17 protein-coding genes and 1 pseudogene are annotated in these 22,392 nt (G+C 24.4%); 10 read left to right on the forward strand and 8 right to left on the reverse strand.

The window, feature by feature from the left end:
* The 5 genes from MTABA_RS01695 (at window position 1) to MTABA_RS01715 (ending at window position 9,216) form a co-directional block, all read left to right on the forward strand.
* A complete protein-coding gene (locus MTABA_RS01695; RefSeq protein WP_100679471.1) occupies window positions 1–1,623 on the forward strand; it encodes an ATP-binding protein in 1,623 nt (540 codons plus the stop codon).
* Window positions 1,623–3,812 carry a Z1 domain-containing protein gene (locus MTABA_RS01700; protein ID WP_100679472.1) on the forward strand — a complete coding sequence of 730 codons (2,190 nt, stop codon included), beginning with the start codon at window positions 1,623–1,625 and terminating at the stop codon, window positions 3,810–3,812. The genes MTABA_RS01695 and MTABA_RS01700 overlap by 1 nt, the downstream gene beginning before the upstream one ends.
* Before the next feature lie 98 nt (window positions 3,813–3,910).
* Window positions 3,911–5,854, forward strand: a complete 1,944-nt coding sequence (gene parE / locus MTABA_RS01705; protein WP_100679473.1) for a DNA topoisomerase IV subunit B — start codon at window positions 3,911–3,913, stop codon at window positions 5,852–5,854.
* A 15-nt stretch (window positions 5,855–5,869) separates the two neighbouring features.
* Entirely contained in the window at window positions 5,870–8,596 is a 2,727-nt protein-coding gene (gene parC, locus MTABA_RS01710; protein WP_100679474.1) for a DNA topoisomerase IV subunit A, read from the forward strand.
* Between the two features lie 5 nt (window positions 8,597–8,601).
* Window positions 8,602–9,216: an AAA family ATPase gene (locus MTABA_RS01715; RefSeq protein ID WP_100679475.1), complete on the forward strand. Its 615-nt coding sequence runs from the start codon at window positions 8,602–8,604 to the stop codon at window positions 9,214–9,216.
* Between the two features lie 662 nt (window positions 9,217–9,878).
* On the opposite strand, the gene MTABA_RS01720 is transcribed toward MTABA_RS01715, so the two are convergent.
* A complete protein-coding gene (locus MTABA_RS01720; RefSeq protein WP_100679476.1) occupies window positions 9,879–10,190 on the reverse strand; it encodes a glycoside hydrolase family 18 protein in 312 nt (103 codons plus the stop codon).
* 17 nt (window positions 10,191–10,207) lie between these two features.
* Window positions 10,208–10,510, reverse strand: coding sequence for a hypothetical protein (locus MTABA_RS01725; protein ID WP_100679477.1), 303 nt, complete (start codon window positions 10,508–10,510; stop codon window positions 10,208–10,210).
* Window positions 10,511–11,160: 650 nt separating this feature from the next.
* Here MTABA_RS01725 and MTABA_RS04020 point away from each other — a divergent pair.
* The 5 genes and pseudogenes from MTABA_RS04020 to MTABA_RS01750 form a co-directional block, all read left to right on the forward strand.
* Window positions 11,161–11,478, forward strand: a pseudogene (locus MTABA_RS04020) (AAA domain-containing protein); the annotation flags it as partial.
* Window positions 11,479–11,706: 228 nt separating this feature from the next.
* Entirely contained in the window at window positions 11,707–13,449 is a 1,743-nt protein-coding gene (locus MTABA_RS01735) for an AAA domain-containing protein (RefSeq protein ID WP_100679479.1), read from the forward strand.
* 31 nt (window positions 13,450–13,480) lie between these two features.
* Window positions 13,481–13,735, forward strand: coding sequence for a hypothetical protein (locus MTABA_RS01740; protein ID WP_100679480.1), 255 nt, complete (start codon window positions 13,481–13,483; stop codon window positions 13,733–13,735).
* Window positions 13,736–13,933: 198 nt separating this feature from the next.
* Window positions 13,934–14,656: a hypothetical protein gene (locus MTABA_RS01745; protein WP_100679481.1), complete on the forward strand. Its 723-nt coding sequence runs from the start codon at window positions 13,934–13,936 to the stop codon at window positions 14,654–14,656.
* A gap of 629 nt (window positions 14,657–15,285) precedes the next feature.
* Window positions 15,286–16,890 (forward strand): glycoside hydrolase family 18 protein, encoded by a 1,605-nt coding sequence (locus MTABA_RS01750; RefSeq protein WP_100679482.1) that lies wholly within the window; start codon window positions 15,286–15,288, stop codon window positions 16,888–16,890.
* Window positions 16,891–17,254: 364 nt separating this feature from the next.
* On the opposite strand, the gene MTABA_RS01760 is transcribed toward MTABA_RS01750, so the two are convergent.
* From MTABA_RS01760 to MTABA_RS01780, 6 genes are all read right to left on the reverse strand, one after another.
* Window positions 17,255–17,728 carry a hypothetical protein gene (locus MTABA_RS01760; RefSeq protein ID WP_100679484.1) on the reverse strand — a complete coding sequence of 158 codons (474 nt, stop codon included), beginning with the start codon at window positions 17,726–17,728 and terminating at the stop codon, window positions 17,255–17,257.
* Between the two features lie 540 nt (window positions 17,729–18,268).
* Window positions 18,269–20,410 carry an ABC-2 family transporter permease gene (locus tag MTABA_RS01765; RefSeq protein ID WP_100679485.1) on the reverse strand — a complete coding sequence of 714 codons (2,142 nt, stop codon included), beginning with the start codon at window positions 20,408–20,410 and terminating at the stop codon, window positions 18,269–18,271.
* Complete coding sequence (locus MTABA_RS01770) at window positions 20,394–21,191, reverse strand: ATP-binding cassette domain-containing protein (protein ID WP_100679486.1); 798 nt, start codon at window positions 21,189–21,191, stop codon at window positions 20,394–20,396. Before MTABA_RS01770 ends, MTABA_RS01765 begins: the two co-directional genes overlap by 17 nt.
* 77 nt (window positions 21,192–21,268) lie before the next feature.
* Window positions 21,269–21,661 carry a hypothetical protein gene (locus tag MTABA_RS01775; RefSeq protein WP_100679487.1) on the reverse strand — a complete coding sequence of 131 codons (393 nt, stop codon included), beginning with the start codon at window positions 21,659–21,661 and terminating at the stop codon, window positions 21,269–21,271.
* A 39-nt stretch (window positions 21,662–21,700) separates the two neighbouring features.
* On the reverse strand, window positions 21,701–21,811 hold the full coding sequence (locus MTABA_RS04005; protein ID WP_341864801.1) for a Vmc-like lipoprotein signal peptide domain-containing protein: 111 nt from the start codon (window positions 21,809–21,811) through the stop codon (window positions 21,701–21,703).
* Between the two features lie 17 nt (window positions 21,812–21,828).
* Window positions 21,829–22,371, reverse strand: a complete 543-nt coding sequence (locus MTABA_RS01780; RefSeq protein WP_100679488.1) for a hypothetical protein — start codon at window positions 22,369–22,371, stop codon at window positions 21,829–21,831.
* Between the last annotated feature and the right edge of the window lie 21 nt (window positions 22,372–22,392).

Genomic DNA, 22,392 nt, shown 5'->3' on the forward strand with positions numbered 1-22,392 from the left:
ATGAGCAAAAATATAATAGATTTACAACCATCAACAAATATATATGCAACATATCAAAGATATTCTTATAAACCACCTTATGCTGTCGCAGAATTTGTGGATAATTCAACAGCAAGTTATTTTAATAATGAACAAAAGTTAGAAAATTTTTATAAAAAGAACAATAAAGAATATTCTTTAAGAATATATATTATTTATGGAACAAATGAAAAAGGGCAAAGATATTTAAGAATAAGGGATAACGCCATGGGGATGGAGTTAGAAGAATTTAAAAGAGCTATTACTTTGGCAAATCCCCCAGAAGACAGACAAGGTAGAAATGAATTTGGAATGGGTTTAAAAACAGCAGCATGCTGATTTTCAAAAAAATGAACTGTTAAAACTTCAAAATTAGGTTCAAAAAATGAGTATAATTTTACACTAGATATAGAAAAAATGAGTAATACAAATAATCACAATTTTGAAATGGAATATGAAACAATTGAAGTTAATGCAGGTGCTCACTACACTGAAATAATTCTTGAAAATTTAAATAAATATTTTGCAAGTAAAAATGAAAAAGAAAAACTTGTAAATCATCTAACAGGAATGTATAGAAAAGATATACTTTCCAAAAAAATAAAAATTTATTGAATAGAAGATAAGAATGGTGAATATTGAACAGACATAGAAGGCAAAAGATTTGAAAACGATCAACTTAAAATGATAGAACCATTTGATTTTAAAGAACCCGAACTAAGATATCTTAAAAACAATGAAATTAAAGGGGTTAATGAAGGTTTACTTAAAAAGGAAATATCATTTTCAGTTATTAATCCAAATAATAGTAAGGAATATCATGTTTATGGTTATGTTGGAATTTTAAAAGTAGGTTCTAGAACTAATTCCGGTTTTGCATTATTAAGAAGGGGAAGAGTAATAGAAGGAGCATTAGCTGATGGTTATAGACCAAAAGAATTGGTTGGAGATGCCTCTACATTTGCATATCAAAGAATAATCGGTGAATTAAATTTAGATAATTTCCCAGTCAATCAAGCAAAGGACAGTTTCAGCTGAGATGATGGACTTGAAGAAATATTTAAATATAAATTAAGAGAAGAAATTGACGAATATATAAAAATAGCATCAAACCTTAGAAAAGTAGAACCTGCTAAAAAGGTTTCTGATATAAATGCTAAATTAACTCAAGAAAGTCAAAATAAAAGTATTCAAATGATACAAAATACAATAGAATCAAATATCTTAGATAACAATTCAGAATTTAAAAAAGTTGTTTTAGAAAAGCAAGAAAATTTAAACTCAGTTTATTCATTTGAAACTGTTTCGCAAACTAAAAAATTAAATTTTATGGTTAATGATTCTGAATCACCTAAAAATTGAATTGATATAAAAATAGATAAAAACGAAAACTATACAGTTATTTTAAATATAGAACATAAAGCATTGAAACCTTTTTCTGAAAAAGCTGAATTCATAATATTTATGAAAACTTTTACAACAGCCTATGCTGCATCTCTTTTTATTTTAGAAAATGAAAATAATAGTAAAATGATAGATTCAAGAAAATTAACAAGACAGATAAATGATATGCTTCTTGAATACTCAGAAAGTGAAACACAATAATGGAAAGTATTTACAAAGAAAATTTTATAAAAAAATATATAAATAAAATAGGTGATGAATCTGTTAATAACATACTAGAGTCTGCCGAAAAAATTTTAGATATGGTTAACAATAGCAACAAAAGAAAAGGTCTATTAATTGGTAAAGTTCAATCTGGTAAAACTTCAAACTTTTTAGGAATAATGTCATTAGCTTTAAGTCAAGACTATAAATATATATTTTTAATTGGTGGTAAAGATGAACAATTGAGAAATCAAAATACTGATAGAATAAAAGAATTATTTGGAAATCTAAAAAGTGAAAGAGGATTAAAAACAAAACTTGTCAATATTTATAATAGTTCATCATTAAACGAAGAAAATGAATTAAATGAAATAAAAATAAAAATGAATTCAAATAAACCTCTTATTTTTTCAGTTCTAAAAGAAACAAAAAATTTAGAAAATTTTTCTAAATTTATAAGAGATGAAATTCCATGTGATGAAAAAATATTAGTAATTGATGATGAAGGTGATCAAGGTAGTTTGGATAATAATAAAACTAAAAAAAATAATTCTAAAAAAACTAGATGAAACAATATAATTAGTCAAACTTTAAAATCTAGATCAAATATTCTATTTTTAACTGTTACTGGTACACCATATGCTAATATGCTAATTCCTGCTGATGAAGATTTATCTCCAGATTTTTTTCAATCAACAAAAACTGGAAAAGGATATATGGGATTGGATTTTTTTCATAATAGTGAAGATGTAAATAATGTCTTAGAAATAATATCTGAGACTGAAAAAGATGTTTTTAAAATAGACTCTGAAGATACATTAGGTGATATATATAATACAAAATTAGCTGAAGCTATTTCATATTATATAAATGCATCGATTAAATTAATAAATGATGATTCTGAAAATTTTCAAAAAACTGAAATGCTTGTTCATGCGGAAAGAAAGAAAAGTGATCATCAACATATATTAAATTTAATAAATAAATTAAAAAATGATGTTCTAAATGAGTCATCTGAGGATTTTAATTCTTATTCATACACTTATTTTTTAGATTTTATTAACAAAGGATATAAAAAAATTTATGGAACAGAGTACTTATGAGAAAGCGACAAAGGAGAATATACAGAAATATTTAAAGAAGCATTGCAAGAACTAAGCATAATAGCTAATAATAGTTCAGATTATGGTAAAAATCTTGAAGAAATTAAGAATAATAATTCATGCTTATCTATAATTGTTGGGGCAGATCTTTTAGAACGAGGAATAACAATTGAAAATTTATTGACTGTATATTTTTCTAGATTTGCTAAATCAACTAACAATGCAGACACTACTTTGCAAAGAGCAAGATGATTTGGATACAGACAAAAAATAAAACATTTAATTAAAGTTTATCTGACAGAGGAAATAGCTGATGCATTTTTTGCTTTAAAATGTCTTGAAGACAATTTATGAGAATGAATTGAAGAAGTTGAATTGAAAGAAAATGTTAATTTTAAAGAAGAATTAAATGATTTGAAAATAAATTTACCGTTTAATAATGATAAAAAACATAAAACAACGCTAATCCCAACAAGAAAAACTGTAGCATTTGTTCAAAAAGATAATATTTCAAGAAATTTAAGTCAAAAAAAATATATAGATAGAGAAATTAGTTCATTTGAATATAGTTATATTGATAAAATAAATGATGAAGGTTCATTAGAAATTTATGGAACAGAAAATAAAATGACATTGTGATATAAAAATTGAGAAGATTTTAAAAAGGAAAATATTTATATTTATCTATTAAAAAACTTAGATATTTCAGAAAAAGATTTACAAAGATTTGAAAACTTTGAAAATTTATCTGTAAAAATAGTTTTAATGAATAATTTTAAAGACAAAAATTACAGAACAGTTTATAGTGATGGAAAAATTCAATTAGAAGGAACTGGTTCTGATATAAGTTTAGAAAAAATAAAAGCTAATAAAAATTTATTTAAAACAAAATACCTAGGTGATAGAAACGTTAAGTTCTATCCTTCAAATAATGGTAAAATTGTAATTCAGATATATTGTTACAATTTTAAATTAAACAAATTTTTGAATAGTGAAGAAGAATTAAATAAAAAAAGTATAGGTTATTCAATATATGTGCCTTCTGAAGCTTCAACAGTTTTTTCTAGACAAAATACTAATTAAAAGCGCATTTTGTGCTTTTTTCTTTTATTAAAAGCAAAAAAACACTTATTAATTTATAATTAATATATTATGAGACATTATGTGTAGAGGGAGAATACATGGCAAAAGAAGTAAAATATGATGAATCGGCCATTCAGGTCCTTGAAGGTTTAGAAGCTGTTAGAAAACGTCCAGGGATGTATATTGGTTCAACTGATGTTAGAGGATTACACCACTTAGTATGAGAAATTGTAGATAACTCAATCGATGAAGCTTTAGCAGGATATTGTACTGAAATTAACGTAACTTTAGAAAAAAATGGAAGTGTTACAGTTGCTGATAATGGACGTGGAGTTCCAATTGGAATGCACTCAACAGGAAGACCAACACCTGAAGTTATTTTTAGCGTACTTCACGCTGGAGGAAAATTTGGTGGAAGTGGTTATAAAACATCAGGAGGACTTCATGGAGTTGGGTCATCTGTTGTTAATGCTTTATCTAAAAAATTTAATGTAACAATTTATCGTGATAAAAAAGTTAATGAAATTGAATTTACTAATGGAGGAAAATTAAATATTCCTTTAACAGAAGTTGGAACAACTAATAGAAGTGGAACAATCGTTAACTTCTTACCAGATGATTCAATTTTTAATACTACAAAATTCAACTTTACAACAATTAGTGAAAGATTAAAAGAATCAGCTTTATTAAATTCAGGTTTAAAAATTACAATAACAGATAAAGTTAATGATAAATTTGTTGAATATCAATTTGAAAATGGTTTAGTAGAATTTGTTAAAGAATTATCAAGTGAATTTACTCATATTACTGATCCTGTTGTTATTACTGGAGAATCAAAAAGAATCGCTTCAGAAATTTGTATTCAATATACTGAAGACTTTAATGAAACTATTTTAGGTTTTGCTAATAATGTTAAAACAGGAGATGGTGGAACACACATCACAGGATTTAAATCAGGATTAGTTAGAGCAATTAATGACTATGCTAAAAATAATAAAATCTTAAAGGATAAAGATCCAAGATTAGATTCAAATGATTTAAGAGAAGGATTAGTAGCTATTGTTACTGTTAAAATTCCTGAAGACTTAATTGAATATGAAGGACAAACAAAAGGTAAGTTAGGAACACCAGATGCTAAAACAGCTGTTGAACAAGTTACTTATGACTTTATGAACTTTTGATTAATTGAAAATAAAGTACCAGCTACAAAAATTATTGAAAAAGCAATGTTGGCAAGAAGAGCTAGAGAAGAAGCTCGTAAAGCAAGACAAGCTATTCGTGATTCAAAAGGTAAAAAAACTACAAGAGCAATGCTAGGTAAATTAACACCAGCTCAAGGTAGAAAAAAAGAAATTAATGAATTATATCTTGTTGAAGGGGATTCAGCTGGAGGAAGCGCTAAATCTGGAAGAGATCGTACATTCCAAGCTATTCTACCTTTAAGAGGAAAAGTTATTAACTCTGAAAAAGCTAAATTAACAGAGTTAATGAAAAATGAAGAAATTCAAACAATCATTACTGCAATTGGGGCTGGTATTGGTCAAGACTTTGATGTTAGTGATATTAATTATGGAAAAGTTATTATTATGACTGATGCTGATACTGATGGAGCACATATTCAAACATTATTATTAACATTCTTTTACAGATATATGAAAGACTTAATTATTAATAAGCATGTATTTATTGCATTACCACCATTATACAAATTAACTTTTGCAGATCGTAAATTTATTTATTTATGAGATGAACAAGAATTAGCTGATTTTGCTAAAACAGCTACTAAAAAATATGAAATCCAACGCTATAAAGGACTTGGAGAAATGAATGCTGATCAATTATGAGAAACAACAATGAATCCAGCAGAACGTAAATTAATTGTTGTAACTATTGAAGATGCATTAATGGCAGAAAAATCATTCAGAACTTTAATGGGTGAAGATGCTGAAAAACGTAAAGTATGAATTCAAGAAAATGTTAAATTCACTTTAGAAGATAATGATGATGCAATCATCTTAAATGAAAAACATGAAAATAACTAGAAAGGAGAAATATACATGGCAAAAAAAATAGATAATTCAAATATTGAATCTGAAAAAGGAATAATTAGTTATGCTTTAGAAGACTTAATGGGTGAACGTTTTGGTAGATATGCTAAATACATTATTCAAGAACGTGCATTACCAGATGCTAGAGATGGTTTAAAACCAGTTCAAAGACGTATTTTATATGCAATGAATGAGTTAAACCTAACTTATGATAAACCATATAAAAAATCAGCTAGAGTAGTTGGAGAAGTTATTGGTAAGTACCACCCACATGGTGATACATCAATTTATGATGCAATGGTTCGTATGAGTCAATGATGAAAACTAGGAATGCCTTTAATTGACATGCAAGGAAATAATGGATCTATTGATGGTGATAGTGCAGCTGCAATGCGTTATACTGAAACTCGTTTAGCTAAAATTAGTGATTTAATGTTAGATGATTTAAACAAAAATACAGTTAAGTTTGCACCTAACTTTGATGATAGTGAAAAAGAACCAACTGTTTTACCAAGTTATTTTCCTAACATTCTAGTTAATGGATCAACAGGGATTGCTGCTGGTTATGCTACAAATATGCCTCCACACAACCTTGGTGAAATTATTGATGCAACTATTAAATTAATTAGAACTCCAAACACTAGAATAGATACTATTTTAGAAATTGTTAAAGGACCAGATTTTCCAACTGGAGGAACTGTTCAAGGACGTAATGGTATTAAAGATGCATTTACAACAGGTAAAGGTAAAGTTATTGTTAATTCAAAATGACATGAAGAAGATAATAATATCATTATTGATGAAATTCCTTATGAAGTTGTTAAACAAGATTTAGTTAAAAAAATTGGAGATGTTATTGATGCTAATCCCGGTTTAGGAATCTTAGAAGTAAGAGATGAAACTGATCGAAATGGATTAAGAATAGCAATTGATTTAAGTGATAAAGCTAATTTAGATACAGTTAGAAAGTTCTTATTTAAATCAACTCCATTAAGTATTTCTTATAATTATAACAATGTGGCTATTGTTGATTTACAACCAAAACAATTAGGAATTATTGAATTAATCCATGCATATATTGCTCACTATAAAGAAGTATTTACATTTAGAACTCAATTTGATTTAAATAAAGCTGAAAAACGTTTAGAAATCATTTTAGGTTTAATTAAGGCAATGAGCATTTTAGAACAAGTTATCTCAGTAATTAGAAGTTCAACAAATAGAAGCGATGCTATTGAAAACTTAATTTCTAAATTTGTATTCTCTCAACCTCAAGCAGCAGCCATTGTTGATATGAGACTATATCGTTTAACTTCAACTGATGTTGTTAAATTAAAAAATGAAAAAGAAGAGTTAGACATAAATATTGCTAACTTAAGATCAATTTTAAATAGTGAAGAAGTAATGGATAATGAAATTATTAACCGTTTAAGAGAAGTTAAAAAACAATTCCCAACTCCAAGAAGATCAATTGTTGAAGATAGTATTGAAAACTTAGATGTTGAACAAAAAGAAGTGTTAGTTGAACATGAATATAACTTATGAATTTCAAAAGATGGATACTTAAAAGCCATTGAATCAAAATTAATTAGTAAAAATGATCCTGCTGTATTTGGAAGAAAACCAAATGATATGTGAATTGCAGCTGGTGAAGTAAGTAACTTACAACATTTAATCTTAGTTACTAACAAAGGAACATACTATTCAATTCCTTTATATAAATTACCAATGAGTAAATGAAGAGATATGGGAGTTCACGTTAACACTATTGCTACAATGGATCCAAATGAACATATTGTTAGTGCATTTGTAGTTAAAGATTTTGTAGAAGCTTTACAACAAATCTTAATTACAAGTAAAAACGGAAATATTAAACGTATTCCAGTTAAAGATTTAGAAACAAAAATCTTTACTCGTGCTTTTAGAATTATGAAATTAGATGCAGCTGATGAAATTGTTAGTGCTAGTCTAATTACTTCAAAAACTAGAACTTGTGGAATTATTACAAGAAATGGTTATGGAGTAAGATACCATATTGAAGATATTCCAGTTCAAGGAACTAATTCAAAAGGAGTTAAAGCAGCTAATTTAAAAGAAGATTATATAGTTGCAGGTTTAGGATTAACTAGTGAAGATACTATTATGTATTTAACTGAAAAAGATGGAGTTAAAAAATTCAGAAATGAAGATTTACCAATCTATATTAGACCAAAACGTGGAATAAGAGTATTACCAGAACGTAAACGTGGAACTGAATATATTACATTTGCATTTAACTTTAATGCAAATAATGAAAACATTATTAAAGCAATTGATACTCAAGATATGTATCAAGAAATTAACGTAAATAAATATCGTCATATTGAATTAACTAGTGTAACTGGAGATTTTGATATTAAAGATGTTGCATTTGCTAGTTTAAGTGAAATTAATATGGTTAAACCAAATGATATGCCCCCAGGTGCTTTAAATGCTGATGATGATGCTGAAGGATATGTATCTAAAGAAGAAATTAGAGCACGTCAAGAAGCCAATAAAGGTAAAGTGTCAGCTAAAGTAGTGGTAAGCAAAAATGTTAAAGAAGAAAGTGAAAAACGTATTCAATCATTAACTGGTGGTTTAAGCGATTTACTAGGAGATATTTCTTCAGTATTAGGAACTCCAAGTAAACCAAAACCTAAAAAAGAAGTTAAAGATGAATTTCAGTTAGATCTAAGTGATCTATTAGAGGAGTAAAACAAATGAAATTAGTACAAATAAAAAACTATAGATCTTTTGAAAACGTTGTTTTTGATTTATCAACAATTAATTTTTTTGTTGGTGAAAATAATGTGGGTAAGACATCTATAATGAAAATTTTGAATTCAATATCAAATTCGAATAATTTAATTTTTGAAAATGAGTGATTAAGTAAAATAAATCCAGAGAGATGTTTTAATAATAATTTCAAAAATATAGATATATTCATTGGTTTATGTGATTTAGATAAACAAATGGATGGTAAAGAAGAAATATTTGAAAAATTTAAAATTTTTGAATTACATGGTTATGATAAATTTGTAATAGGTGAAATTATAACAACAGATATTTTTGGAAATATTATAAAGTTTGAAATTGAGTATAAAAATTTTGTAAAATATAAAAGGGTTTTAATTCAATCTATTAAAATTTCTAAAATAAATCCAAATTTATTTTATAAGGGAATTGATTTTCAAAACTTAGAAAATAGAAGAAATTGATTTTTTATTAACTACCGATGAGAAACTTGAAAAACCATTAAATCTTGATTTGATTGAAAGCTTATTTGATCAAGAAAAAAAATCAATAATTATTGGAAGAAAAATTTTACATGATAAAAATTCAAAAATTATTGATTTAATGCAAAAATAATATAAAATAATATTAATTATAATTAAAGGAGATTAATTATGAAAACAGAAAATAACAAAAATTACCCAGATTATTCTAAAAAATAAAATATAAATAATTAAATAATGTAAAACATATTTTAGTTTAAAATTTTTAAACGTATTTTAATAAAATTTAATTGAATAAGAAAGATTAAACTTAATATACATAAAAAAGCCAAAATATTGGCTTTTTTATGTATATTAAAGAATTTTTTTTCTTATCACTTTTTAAACTAATTCTCAGTCACCTGACAATACTCTTGTAAAGTCATATTCATTAAGATATAAAAGTTCATGCGAAGTTTGTGATTTATTTGCTGGTTTTCCTCCAACTACTACTCCTGGATAATTAGTATCATCATAAATTGGATAATTTAAACCTCTATCTTCATTAATTGATTACATAGAAATATAATCAACACCAATTATATGACTTTAATTTTAGAAATCTTTAGCGTCTTCTAGAGTAAAAACACCTTTTCAGTATCATTTATACCAACATTGAAGTTGATCCCATCATGGCATAAGTTTGAGCATCAGTTATTGTTTGATTAAATTCTGTTTTAATAATTGATTGAACTTGTTGCATTGTTGATTCATTTGCTTGTTTAGCTAAATCAAAGTTTAGCTATTGCTGTTTCATAAATATCATAATCCATAACCATTGAATTAAATTTAGGTAAATCATTAACACTTAAACCAGCTTTAGCATATTCTTGAATAAATGTTTCAACAACTTGCATTCTTTTATTAGGACCGCTTACTAATCCATCATTTAATACAGTTACAGTTGCTGAAAAGTCTCATTCTTTATCAGCTTTTTTCATTGCAGCTATTATTCTAGATAATAAAACAGTCTCATCTTTATACTTATTATCTTGAGCTCTACCTTCAATATCAAAGTCTATCTTTTTAACCATTTTTTTGACCAACTAAATTAGCTAATTCTTGTTGGAAATCAATAAATGCTTGTTCTAACATTTTTTTGTGCTTTAGCTTCATCACCTTCAGCTAGTTTTCATGCTAAAATTCAAGGTAAGTTTTTTTCAGGATCTTCTCCAGCGTTATAACCTCCATAAGAAACTTTTGAATTTTTAAATAAGCCCCTACTTGCTAAAGGTTTTAAAAAGTCAGGCAATAATTTATGTTCAATATATCATTTATATCCTTCAGTAGTTTTGTCTAAACCAGCAAAATGATATTGATAATTTATTTTGATTTTTATTATCTTGATTTGCAAAAGTAAAAGTCAAACTATCTATATTTTTGTTTTGTTGTAGAATATCTTCAACTTTATCACCATTGTATAAAGCAGCATCAATATAAGGAATAAACTTTGCCTTACTATTAATTTTAATTTGTTGTATGTCTTTTTCTTTTCTATTTGTTCACTATAGTATGAATTTTACAAAAAAAATGAAAAATGAAACGTTTCATTTTTTGAATTGTGATTTTTTATTTTATACTATGTATAACTTTTTAAGTGTTTTAAAATTAAACTTAAAAGCATTAAATATTTTTCAAAAAATAAAACGTTATAAGTGTTAAAATTAAATAAATTTATTTTTTATAAATCTTTAAGGAGTTAATATGTTAAAGGCAAAAGAAAAATTTAATTATTGAGTTAGAGTTGCAAATGATCTTTATAACATTACAGAGCAAAACGATATAAGTATGGACTTACAAGAACAATGAGAAGAATCTGATTCTAGTGATGAAGAAAATAAAGAAGAGAAACAAAAGAAGCAAAAAATAAATCCTTATTCAAAGATTGAATACTTTATAAATAAAACTTTATTAAGAAAATATGAATATATAAATAAAGAATCAATTCTTTATTATTTTTTAAATGCAGACCATAAAGAATATAAAAATTGAAATGAAAAAACATTTATTTATCCATTTGGAATTAATAATAGCCAAAAAAAAGCAGTTGAAAACGCATTTAAATCAAATATTTCAATAATTCAAGGACCTCCAGGAACAGGTAAAGCTCAAACAATTTTAAACATATTAGCAAATATCTTAATGGAGAATAAAACAGCAGCTGTCGTTTCTAATAATAATTCAGCAATTGATAATGTGGTAGAAAAAATGCATGCAAAGATTAATAAACAAGGTAAAAAACAAAATGAGATTGATGATATTTGATTTTTAACTAGTTTTTTGGGTAAAAAACAAAATAATGAAAAATATTTTTCAGAAAAATATCAAGCTGAAATTTTTAATGCTTAGGAATCATGAAAAAATTGTTTAGAAAACTCTGATTATTGAGTTAACAAAAAAGATTTTGCTAAAAATAAATTTAAAATTCATCAATTAGTTTTTGAGATCGAAGAAGTTCAGAGACTAAATGAAGTTATTCTAAAAAATAAAAATGAGCTAAGTAAAGTAATAAAAGAATTAGAATTATTCAAACTAAATGTTCAATTAAGTATGCAAAATGATAAGGATTTAAAAAAACTTTCACTTAAAAAACTTAAAAAACTTCATTTAAATTTAAAAATGTATAGAAAAGAAAAATTCACTAGATGATTTAAATTTAAAATCTGATTTACTTATAAACTAAAAAAAGATTTTTTCGAAAGTGATTTTATTGTCGAATTGTATTTTCATATTTTAAAGAAAAAGCAAGAGAAATTAGAATTTGCAATTAAAAATGATAGTAAAAATTTAAAAAAAATAGGAAAGAATAAAGTTGAAAATTTAATAAAATTATCAAAACAAAATTTATTAACTCATATTTATAAAAATTTTATGTTAGAAGATGAAATAAAATTAACTTATAATAATTTTAATAGGTTTGAAAAAGTTTCTGACTTTAAAAACTTTATTAAAAAAAGACCTATAGTATTAAGCACCATATATTCTGTAATAAATTCAAAAAATAGTTCAGTTTTATATGATTATTTAATTATTGATGAATCTTCACAAACAGATATGTTAGCTTGCATTGGGGCTATGGCATGTGCAAAAAATATAATAGTTGTCGGAGATCTTAAGCAATTACCGCAAGTTGACAATAAACTATTTAAAAAATATTTTGAAATGAATAATTTTGAAATTGAAGAGGGCTATGAATATTTCGGAAATAATATTTTAAAATCTTTATCAACAATATATAAAAACAAAGTGCCAACTCAACTGCTAAGAGAACATTATAGATGCCATCCAGGAATCATTGGATTTTGTAATGAAAAGTATTATGATAATCAACTAATTATCATGACAGAAAATAATAAAAACACAAATCCTTTTGAAACAATTGTAGGAGAATCATTGCATTATAATGACACTTCAAAAACAACTAGAAAAGAAATTCAAAATATAAAAGAATATTTGAATAAAAATGAAGTAAATGAAATTGGTATTATTAGCCCATTCAGAAATCAAGCAAATTTATTAGCAAAAAACTTTGGATCTGAAAAAATAATTGCTAACACAATTCATAAGTTTCAAGGACAAGAAAAAGAGTCAATTTTATTTGCAGTAACAAAAGCTAAAATAAATGGTAGAAAAGATTTTGTTTCTAATGCCCAACTTATTAATGTTGCAGTTTCAAGAGCAAAAAGCAAATTTATCTTAGCATATGCTGGTAATCTTGAACAAACAGCTGACAATGATATTAAAGATTTATTAAAATATATTAATTATAATTTTCCTAATACTATAAAAAACATTGCTAAAAATTCTGAGTTTTATATACTGTCAAAAGAATTTAATAACGATCTTTTAGAAGCAATAGAAGAGTATAATTTATCTCATAATAATGGCACAAGTGAACCTAGTGAAATTATTGTGCATAATATTTTAGAAGAAATTATAAAAGAAGAATATTATGAACACTTAGATATAACTTTATTTAAAAAACTTAGCTTATTAGTTCCTGACGCAATTGATTCAAAAGAATTTAATGAAAGAGAATTAAAATTTTTAAAACATCATTGAGCTCATGTAGATTTTTTACTTTATGATAAATTTAGTCATGCACCTATTTTAGTTATTGAAGTAGATGGTTTAACATTTCATAAAAGACAAAAGCAAGTTTGAAGGGATGAAATAAAAGATAAAGCTCTAAAAATGCAGAATATTCCAATTATTAGAATTTTAACATCAACAACAGAAAACATAAAATCAAATATAAAAAATGAACTTTTTAAAATCAAAGAAAAGGAATAAAATGAAAGAGATAATATAATAATAAATAAAAATGTTAGCCTATAAAGTTAGCATTTTTATTTTGTCTATTAATTATTGACTTTTTGAAACGTTTAAAAAAAGAAAGGATATAAAATATAATGAAAAATTATTAAGTCTTTTGGCACCTGTTACACTTACCGTTACTTCAGCTTCAGCTGTAATTTCATGTAGAACAGATAAACCAGGTAAGACAAATTTGGTAGACTTAGCAACTATTGAATTAGATATTCAAATATCAAATAAAATTAATGAAATGATATTTTAAATTCAATGAAAAAAATTGAAGGATTAGAAAATATTGAATTAAATATGGATGTTACTATAAAAATTGAATCATCAGATTAATGAAAAGAAGGTTTAATTATAATTAAACCTATAGATGTTTCAAAATATATTAAAAATAATTCTTCAAAAGAAATAATTATTAAAAAAGTAAGAGAAGAATTGAATTTAGGTGAACTTAATGATAATAATGATGAAACAATTATTATATCTATTAAGAAAAAAAGTTACAAACTTAGATTCTGACAGCTTAAGAATTTTAAATAAAACCTCAACTTTAGCTATTATTTTAAATGAAAATATAGAAGTTGAATATAAAGTTTTCTTTATACTTAAAAATGATAACCAAGCCGCTGAATCTAAAACAAAATCAGTTAAAAATCAAGATTGACAAACAGTTTTAAAAACTGACTATTTAAATTCGGCAACTAAGTATTGTTTTTACTCATTGTTAGGTAAAGATCAATGAACATTAGGTTCAAAAGATGTAATTAATACTCACTTATCAGAAAATTTACAATTTACACCATATGCTGATATTGGTATTGTAGAAGACACATCTGAATATTTATTAAAAAATAAAGGCGTAAGTCAAGCATGAACACAAAAAGCAACTGAATCTTTAAAAGACACAAACGCAGTTTATAATGATTTGGGTGAATTGGAAGGTAATCAAAACATTTTTACGCAAGATACTGAGATAACTTTAGGTTTGATGCAAAATGCAAGTTATACAGGCGAATTAGTTCCAATGTGAAATGCTGCTCCTTCAAAACGTGGTAATGGTATTTTAGATGAAAAAGATTCAGAAACAGAATACGTAATGATAGATGCAGAAATTGAACTTCTAAATCAAATGCAAATCAATCAAGATGAAAAGGAAATGAAAAAACAGGTAATTTAAATCCTGAAGATGTCAGAATATCATTTGGCCCATTTGCAAATTCATTTTGACATACAGCATGACAAAATAATAAAACTCCTGAAGAATTAGCTTCTGTATTTAAAAAAAATGGAGAAAAATATCAAACTAAAAAATTAGATTTTTATTTTGCTGCCCCATATTTATCTGCATCAGGACAATATGCTGATTCTCAAAGACTTTTAGCTTCAGCATTAAAGATTTTAATAGAACGTGATTCTGCATTAGATATTCAATTATCATTAGTTACTTATTCAAAAGATGGAGTTTCAATTAAAAGCGGTTTTTTTAGTAATAATCCAAATGAAAAAGGAAACTTAAAACTAATTGGCGATGAGGCTTTTCCACAATATAACTTTACAAAATATTTAGGAACGAATTTTAGATTAAATATGGTTTATGGCTATTCTGAAAAAGAAAAAAGTAATGTTTAAAATTGAGAATTAAAACTAATTGAAGAAGCTTCAGTTAAAACAAGAGATAATTGAATTAAACTTAACAATGTTTTAAATCCAAATGCTAAAATTACAGCAAATGCTACATGAGAACAAGATGGTTCAGGTGTTGTTAATGGGATTTCTGAAGAAGATAAAAAATCAGTTTCAAAGAGAATGAAAATTACTCCTTGAATTGGTAGAAGAGCAGAAGTTCCAAATTGAAGTTTTACTACTAAAGATGCTCAAAACTTAAGAAAATTTGCTAGTGAAGAAAATTTTGGAGCAGTTGGTATGTTTTATTTATCAAGAGATATTCCAAGTGAATATAAAGCTAATGGTAACAATACAGGAGATTTAAATGCTCTTTATCAAAACATTAGATCAGAAATGGGATTTTCAAAATATTCATTTGCGGGTGCTTTAAACGGAACAAAAACAAATATTAATGAAAAGGACACTAATGATATAAATGAAATTATCAAGCGTGGTGGAATTGATTATGATATACGAATTAGAAATAATAATGGTTTAGATGAAGCAAATCAACAACCTGGAGAAAACGGTGGTTGAGAAGGGCCAAGCATTGGTGGAGAAAACGGTGTTTCTGGTGCTGGTGGTTCTGAAAGTGGAGAAAACATAGTTTCACCACCACCAACTGGTAAAGGGAAAAGCGCTTATGCAACATGAGAGGAAGCCAATCCAAACAGAAAAGGCATTAAAATTAAAGATAAACATAAAGCAAATAATAATACATATTTTTCACCTTATTTAGATGCTGGTTTATATGAAGGAAATAATATTTCAGAAATGAAGCATTTAGATCATTTAACTTTAGCTTTTGTTCAACAAGTTAATGAACATAATGACTATTTAGAATTATCAGTTGCTGGACAATCTAAGGACAATGCATCGTACCAATGATGAGAAGAAACTCAATTATGAGGTAAAATGCTAAAACCTATTGCAGATGCTGGAAATTTTAAAAATATTAAAGTAGCTTATGGTGGGGCAACTACTGGCGGATATACTGAAAAAAACCCTTGAACATTAGCCAATACATTAAATCAAAATAATTCTAAAAAAGCTCAAGAAGATTTAGAAAAAGGTTTAATAGACTATCATGAAGAATTAGTTCAAGTTGCTAAAAAATATGGTGGTAGTAAAAAATACGAAATGCCTAAATCAATTGATTTTGATATTGAAGGAAATGCACAGAACTTAAATGCTGATAATATTTTATTAGCTAAAACTTTGGCTAAAATGAAAAGCGAAGATCCAACATGAGATTTTTCAGTAACTTTACCTGTTTTACCATCAGGTTTAACAAGTGTAGGATATAATGTAATTAATATATTTGTGAAAGAATATGAAGCAGCAGGGCTTTCAATATCAGATTTACCTGTAGTTAATTTAATGTTAATGGATTATGGTGACCCTATTTATTTAACAGCTTTAAGTCAAGGAAAAACTAATTTTGATTTAGCAAAAGAAGCTATTGATAATACTGTAATTAATTTAAAAAGATCAATTTTAGAAAATTTTAAAGAATCAGTTAATGAAAATGAATTATATAGTTTAATTGGTGCAACTCCAATGATTGGGGTTAATGATACAGTCGAAGGTGTGTTTACTGATGAAGATGTTAAAGAACTATATAACTGAGCACAAGAAAAATGACTTGCTTATTTATCAATGTGATCAATGAATGATGATAGAGGAAAATCATTAGATGGAAAAGAAGTTAATAAATCTTTATTAGCTCATGGTCTATGATACTAAAATCAATATGATTTTAGTAAAATATTTGTTGGTGATTGATCATCAATTCAAAAATAACTTAAAAAAACTAATCAGGTCAATGATTAGTTTTTTTATTCATATAAAGAAAGTTTTTGAAAAATTAGTTCAATGTCAAAAGCAGTAAAATTATTTACTATTTTATTTACTTTTACAATTCTCTTTTCATCCTTATCCTCAAAATTTATAATAGCATATAATAATTGTGAAATAATTTCGCTATCTTTATCAGTTAGATAACAAAAATGAAAATAATTATTTCTTATTATTTTCAAATTTTTATCATTTATTTTTAAATTATATTTTTTATAAAAGTTATTACAATTTATTTTTCTAGAGTTTAATTTTAAAATATTTTTGTTTTTTTTACTTTGAAATTGATGAATAAGTGTATTATATTCTTCAATTGTGAATTCTTTTTTATTTTGAAATATATGTTTATTAAGTCCATAAGGTTTATTTTTTTTATATCTGTTATTTTATTTAATATAATAAATATATTTTTGTTTTCTCAGTTCTTAAAATTAAAACAAACTTTCATTTTTTCATAATCAAAAGTTATTTTTAAATTATTTTTTTGATTTAAATTAAATTTAATTTTAAAAAAATAATTTATTATAATTGATATTTGTTCATTTTTTGCTAAATCTCAAATATTTTTGCTTGTTGATAGTTCTTCAGAGAATGAAAACATTTCTTTTAGTCCATTATCATTGTTATTGTTAAGTCATCTAAAAAAAACAATTAAATATCTATTTAAAAATTCATCATTTAAACTTGAAGTTAATTGAGTGTGTTTTTTATTTAAAAAAAGTCTCAAATATTCGCTTTCATTAGTAGATTTATCTAAATTTTCAATTAATAAAAGAAGTTGTTCTTTGTATAAAAATAAAGATAATAGTTCAATTAAATTACTTTCACTATAATTATTTAAATTTCTTTTTTCTTTCAGGGTGAAAAATTAAATGCCTTAATTCTATAATATTATCGATTTTATTTTTAATTTCATTTTCTGAAATTTCATATAATGAATTAATTAAAATGAATTCTTTTAAAGCTTTAGAAAAATCTAAGTTTTTTATTATTTTAAAGGGAGTAAATCAAAAGTGGGGGGTCTAGAAAAAGTGGGCAATCCCACTTTTTTATTTGTTGATTGACATAGATATAGTGTCCTCTAATTTTGTATACATGCAAAATACATATATTATTTAAGGCACATTTGATGAAAGGGATAAATCTATGTCATTTTGTCATTTTAAAGCCTATTTTCTATTTAACATACGCAAAAAAAGGATCCTTTTTAGTTCAGAGATCCTTTTGTACATTATTATAATAACTTTTAAAAAATGATAAGTCAAGTTTATTTTATAATTTTTTTATTAAAAAATGTAAAACTTATAAAAATGGATAATACTATTACAAATATGAATTCAAAATAATATATTATTGCGGAAAAATTAGATCCACTTTTTTGAATAAAATTATAAATCTTTCCATTTTTTAAATTTATGAAATGTTTTGAATAGCCAATATATTCATCTGTAAAACTTTTTAAAAGTTGAACTTTTTGATCTTCAATATTATTTACATCTTTAATTTTAAATAATATTTTCATTTCAACTATTCCTGTATAGTTAATCATGTTTTTTTCAGATACATATAAACTAACAATTAACTTATCCCCTTCTCTTTCAACGGGCACTTTTTTATTTGAATCTATTAAGATATCAATATTTTTAATTTTACTTTCAAAAACATTATTTATTTTTTCTACTAATTCTTCTTTTGAAAATGAATTATTTGAATCTGAATTAAATTCATATGCTCCATTAGTATCTATTTTAATTGTTTCGCCAGAGTTAGTATTAACAATATCTTGTATTTGTTTCCTATTATTTTCGACTATGAAAGTATTACTTTTTCATTCATCAATAACATTGACTTGATTATTTAATGACGAATGAAAAAAAGATCTAGTAAACCCTACAAAAGGATTAAAGTAAGAATTATATTTACTTATATTATTATATTTATCATTTGAAAAATAATTATCATTTTTTGTTAAAAATTCATTTTTTAATTCACAGTTACTTATTATTAAGTCTGCAAATATTTTTGAAAAAGTTCTCATTCCATCAGAAATTGTAAAATCCATTGATAGTTCATTATTGTATTCAGTTTTTTTATTATCATATTTTCAAATACTAATATCTTCATTATTTTCAAACTCTTTTGAAGCATAATCGATTTTATTGACCTGATTTGATTCGTATTTTTGCGTATAAGAATATTTTGCGACATCTTCAACAAGACATGCAATTTCAATAATTTCATTATCTTTAGATTCTTTTTTAATTAAATCAATTAAACTGAAAAAACCATTTGTTCCATTTAAAAACGAATCTGATTTATTTTCAAATTTATCATATGCTCTAAAAAGTGAAGATTCATAATTAGCTACAGGTTGAGTGCTATATGAATTAATATTGAATAAAAAATTCAAAAATTCATTATTCTCAATATTTTCAAGATTTATATTCAATTGTTCACTTGTTGAATTAAAAGAACGATAAACTTTTAAATTATTTAGTTCTAATATTAATCCATTTTTTAATAATTCAAAAATGTATTTATCTAATGATTTAAAAGATTCATTTTTAAAATTATAATTGTAATGATTATTTAAACTATATTGGTAGTGTGAATAAAAACCATTTTCAAATTCTAAATCATCTTTGAAAATAATTTGTAAATTATAAATATCCTTTGTTGATCTTCCAATAATAGATTTTTCATTTCCATATTTTTTTTCAATTTCATTCAGTCTATACAAAAAATTATATTTTAAATTTATATCTTTATTTTTATTTATATCAATTGGTACAAAAATATTACTAATTAAAAATGAAACAATAAAAACTGTTCCCATTAACATTCCGATGATTCCATTAAAAGAAGGAGAAAAGAATAAAAACATTGATAAAATTGAATGAATAAATAGGCTAAAGAAAAATAATAATAAAAAACCAGGTGCAACACTTAAAATTAAAGTTTTTGAATATATATTTGGAGAAGTTAATCCAAATAAACAATAAATAAAAATAGTTAATAAAATTACAAAAAAAGTAATTAATTCATTAGCTATAAATCTTTCAAAGAAAATCTTGTGTTTTTTTATACCTGCTCTTATCTCAATAAAAAAAACAGATGATTTTACTTCACTATTATTAATTATATTTGTTACTACAATTTGATGTATAGTTAAAAAGACAATTGAAATACTAAAGGGCAATCAAGTTATATAAAAAGCATTTTGATTAAAATCATTATGTTTTAATAAAAATATTGATAAAGACAATACTGAAATAAATAAAAGAAAATAGAAAAAAGAACTAATTATAAAAAAACTTGAAGTTAATATTTTTAAAAATATTCTTCTAAAAATAGGAAAGTTTAATTCAATTTTTTCAAAATTTAAATATTTTTTAAGATTTATTTTCATTTTTAATCTCCTTTAATAAAATTTTCTTTATTTTTGTATAATTTAAACTTTTTTGTTTAGTTAAACTAACATAAATTTCTTTTAAATTTTGCTTATTTTTATCAAAGTCTTTATCATAAACAATATGACCTTTATTTTTTATTTTTTTTATGAAAATAGCTCTTGTAATAAAATCATTTAATTCATCTATTATATGAGAAGTTATAATTATTGTTGTTTTAAATTCTTTAACCAAAAATAATAAAACTTCAATAAACTCAATTCTTGATTGCACATCTAGGTTTGCAGTTGGTTCATCTAAAATAATAATTTTTGGATTAGTTACAAGAATTGATAAAAGTAATGCTCTTTTTTGCATACCAGCTGATAATTCATCAAATTTATTATTTTTATGATTAAAAAGATTTAATGCCTTTAAAAGATTATCAATTTTAACTTTAATTTCTTTTCTAGATATTCCTTTCAGATTTGCACAATAATTTGCAAATTCAACAATGTTAAAATGTTTAGGATAATTATTTTGATCAGGAAAAAATGCTATTTCTTTTAAATAATTTAAATCCTTGCTCCCTTTAAAAGAGATAAAACCTGTATCATTTTTGTATTGATTAAAAATTAACTTAATTATTGTTGTTTTTCCTACACCGTTATCTCCGATTAATCCAACTATATCTCCTTGACTAATATTAAAATTAATATTTTCAACTCCAGCGTTATTCTTAAAACTTTTAGACATATTTTGAACTGAAAAAAAAGTTTCTTTATTTTTTTTGTTTATCATAAATATTTGTTGTTCTTTCTTAGTTAAAATAATATTTTTATGATTAAAATATCGATTAAAAATAAATAAAAAATTTACTATTTATTTGGTAGATAGTTTTCAAGTGCTCAGTCATATCATTGAATTATTAAAATATTATAATTTAATTTACTATTTTTTGAATCTAATAAACTTTGTTTACGAAAAATTAAAGAATTTTTATCTTTTTCTTTTAAATTATTTGAAAAATAAATTCTGATATATAAATTTACATTTTTATTTATTGAATTGCATATTAATCACACTTGATAATTGAAATTTTCGTCTTGTCATTTTCTATGACTTTCAATATCATTTGCTCGTCAATATTCTCTGTGTTGGTATCCACGTTTAATTGCTTCTTCGTATTCTTCTTTATTAAAAACTTGGTTATAATGTTTTTCTTTTATTAAATTATTTGTTGAATAGTCATTTCATTCTTCTTCATCCATTTTTTCGCCTGGTACTGCTAAGCCTAAATTAATGAACTCTTACATGTCAAAATCTTGTTTTCCTTTGTTTTTATTATCACAAGAAATGACAAGACTTGTAACTGGTGTTATTACTGTTAGTGATGATAACATTAGTAATATTTTTTTCATAATTGTTTTCCTTTTATTTAATTATTTGGTAGATAGTTTTCAAGTGCTCAGTCATATCATTGAATTATTAAAATATTATAATTTAATTTACTATATTCTGAACTTAATATGATATTTTTATCAGATATTAATATATCTTTATCTGCTTCCTTTAAATTATTTAAAAAATAAATTCTGATATATGAATTTACATTTTTATTTATTGAATTGCATATTAATCACACTTGATAATTGAAATTTTCGTATTTTCATTTTCTATAGCTTTCAATATCATTTGCTCGTCAATTTTCTGCGCGTTGGTATCCACGTTTAATTGCTTCTTCATATTCTTCTTTATCAAAAACTTCGCCGTAGTATTTTTCTTTTTTAATAATACTATTTCAATAAACATCTCATTCTTCTTCATTCATTTTTTCACCTGGTACTGCTAAGCCTAAATTAATGAATTCTTGCATGTCAAAATCTTGTTTGTCTTCGTTTTTATTATCACAAGAAATGACAAGACTTGTAACTGGTGTTATTAATGTTAGTGATGATAACATTAGTAATATTTTTTTCATAATTGTTTTCCTTTCTTTATT

The sequence above is a fragment of the Mesoplasma tabanidae genome, from assembly GCF_002804025.1.
Lineage (GTDB): Bacteria > Bacillota_I > Bacilli_A > Mycoplasmatales > Mycoplasmataceae > Mesoplasma > Mesoplasma tabanidae.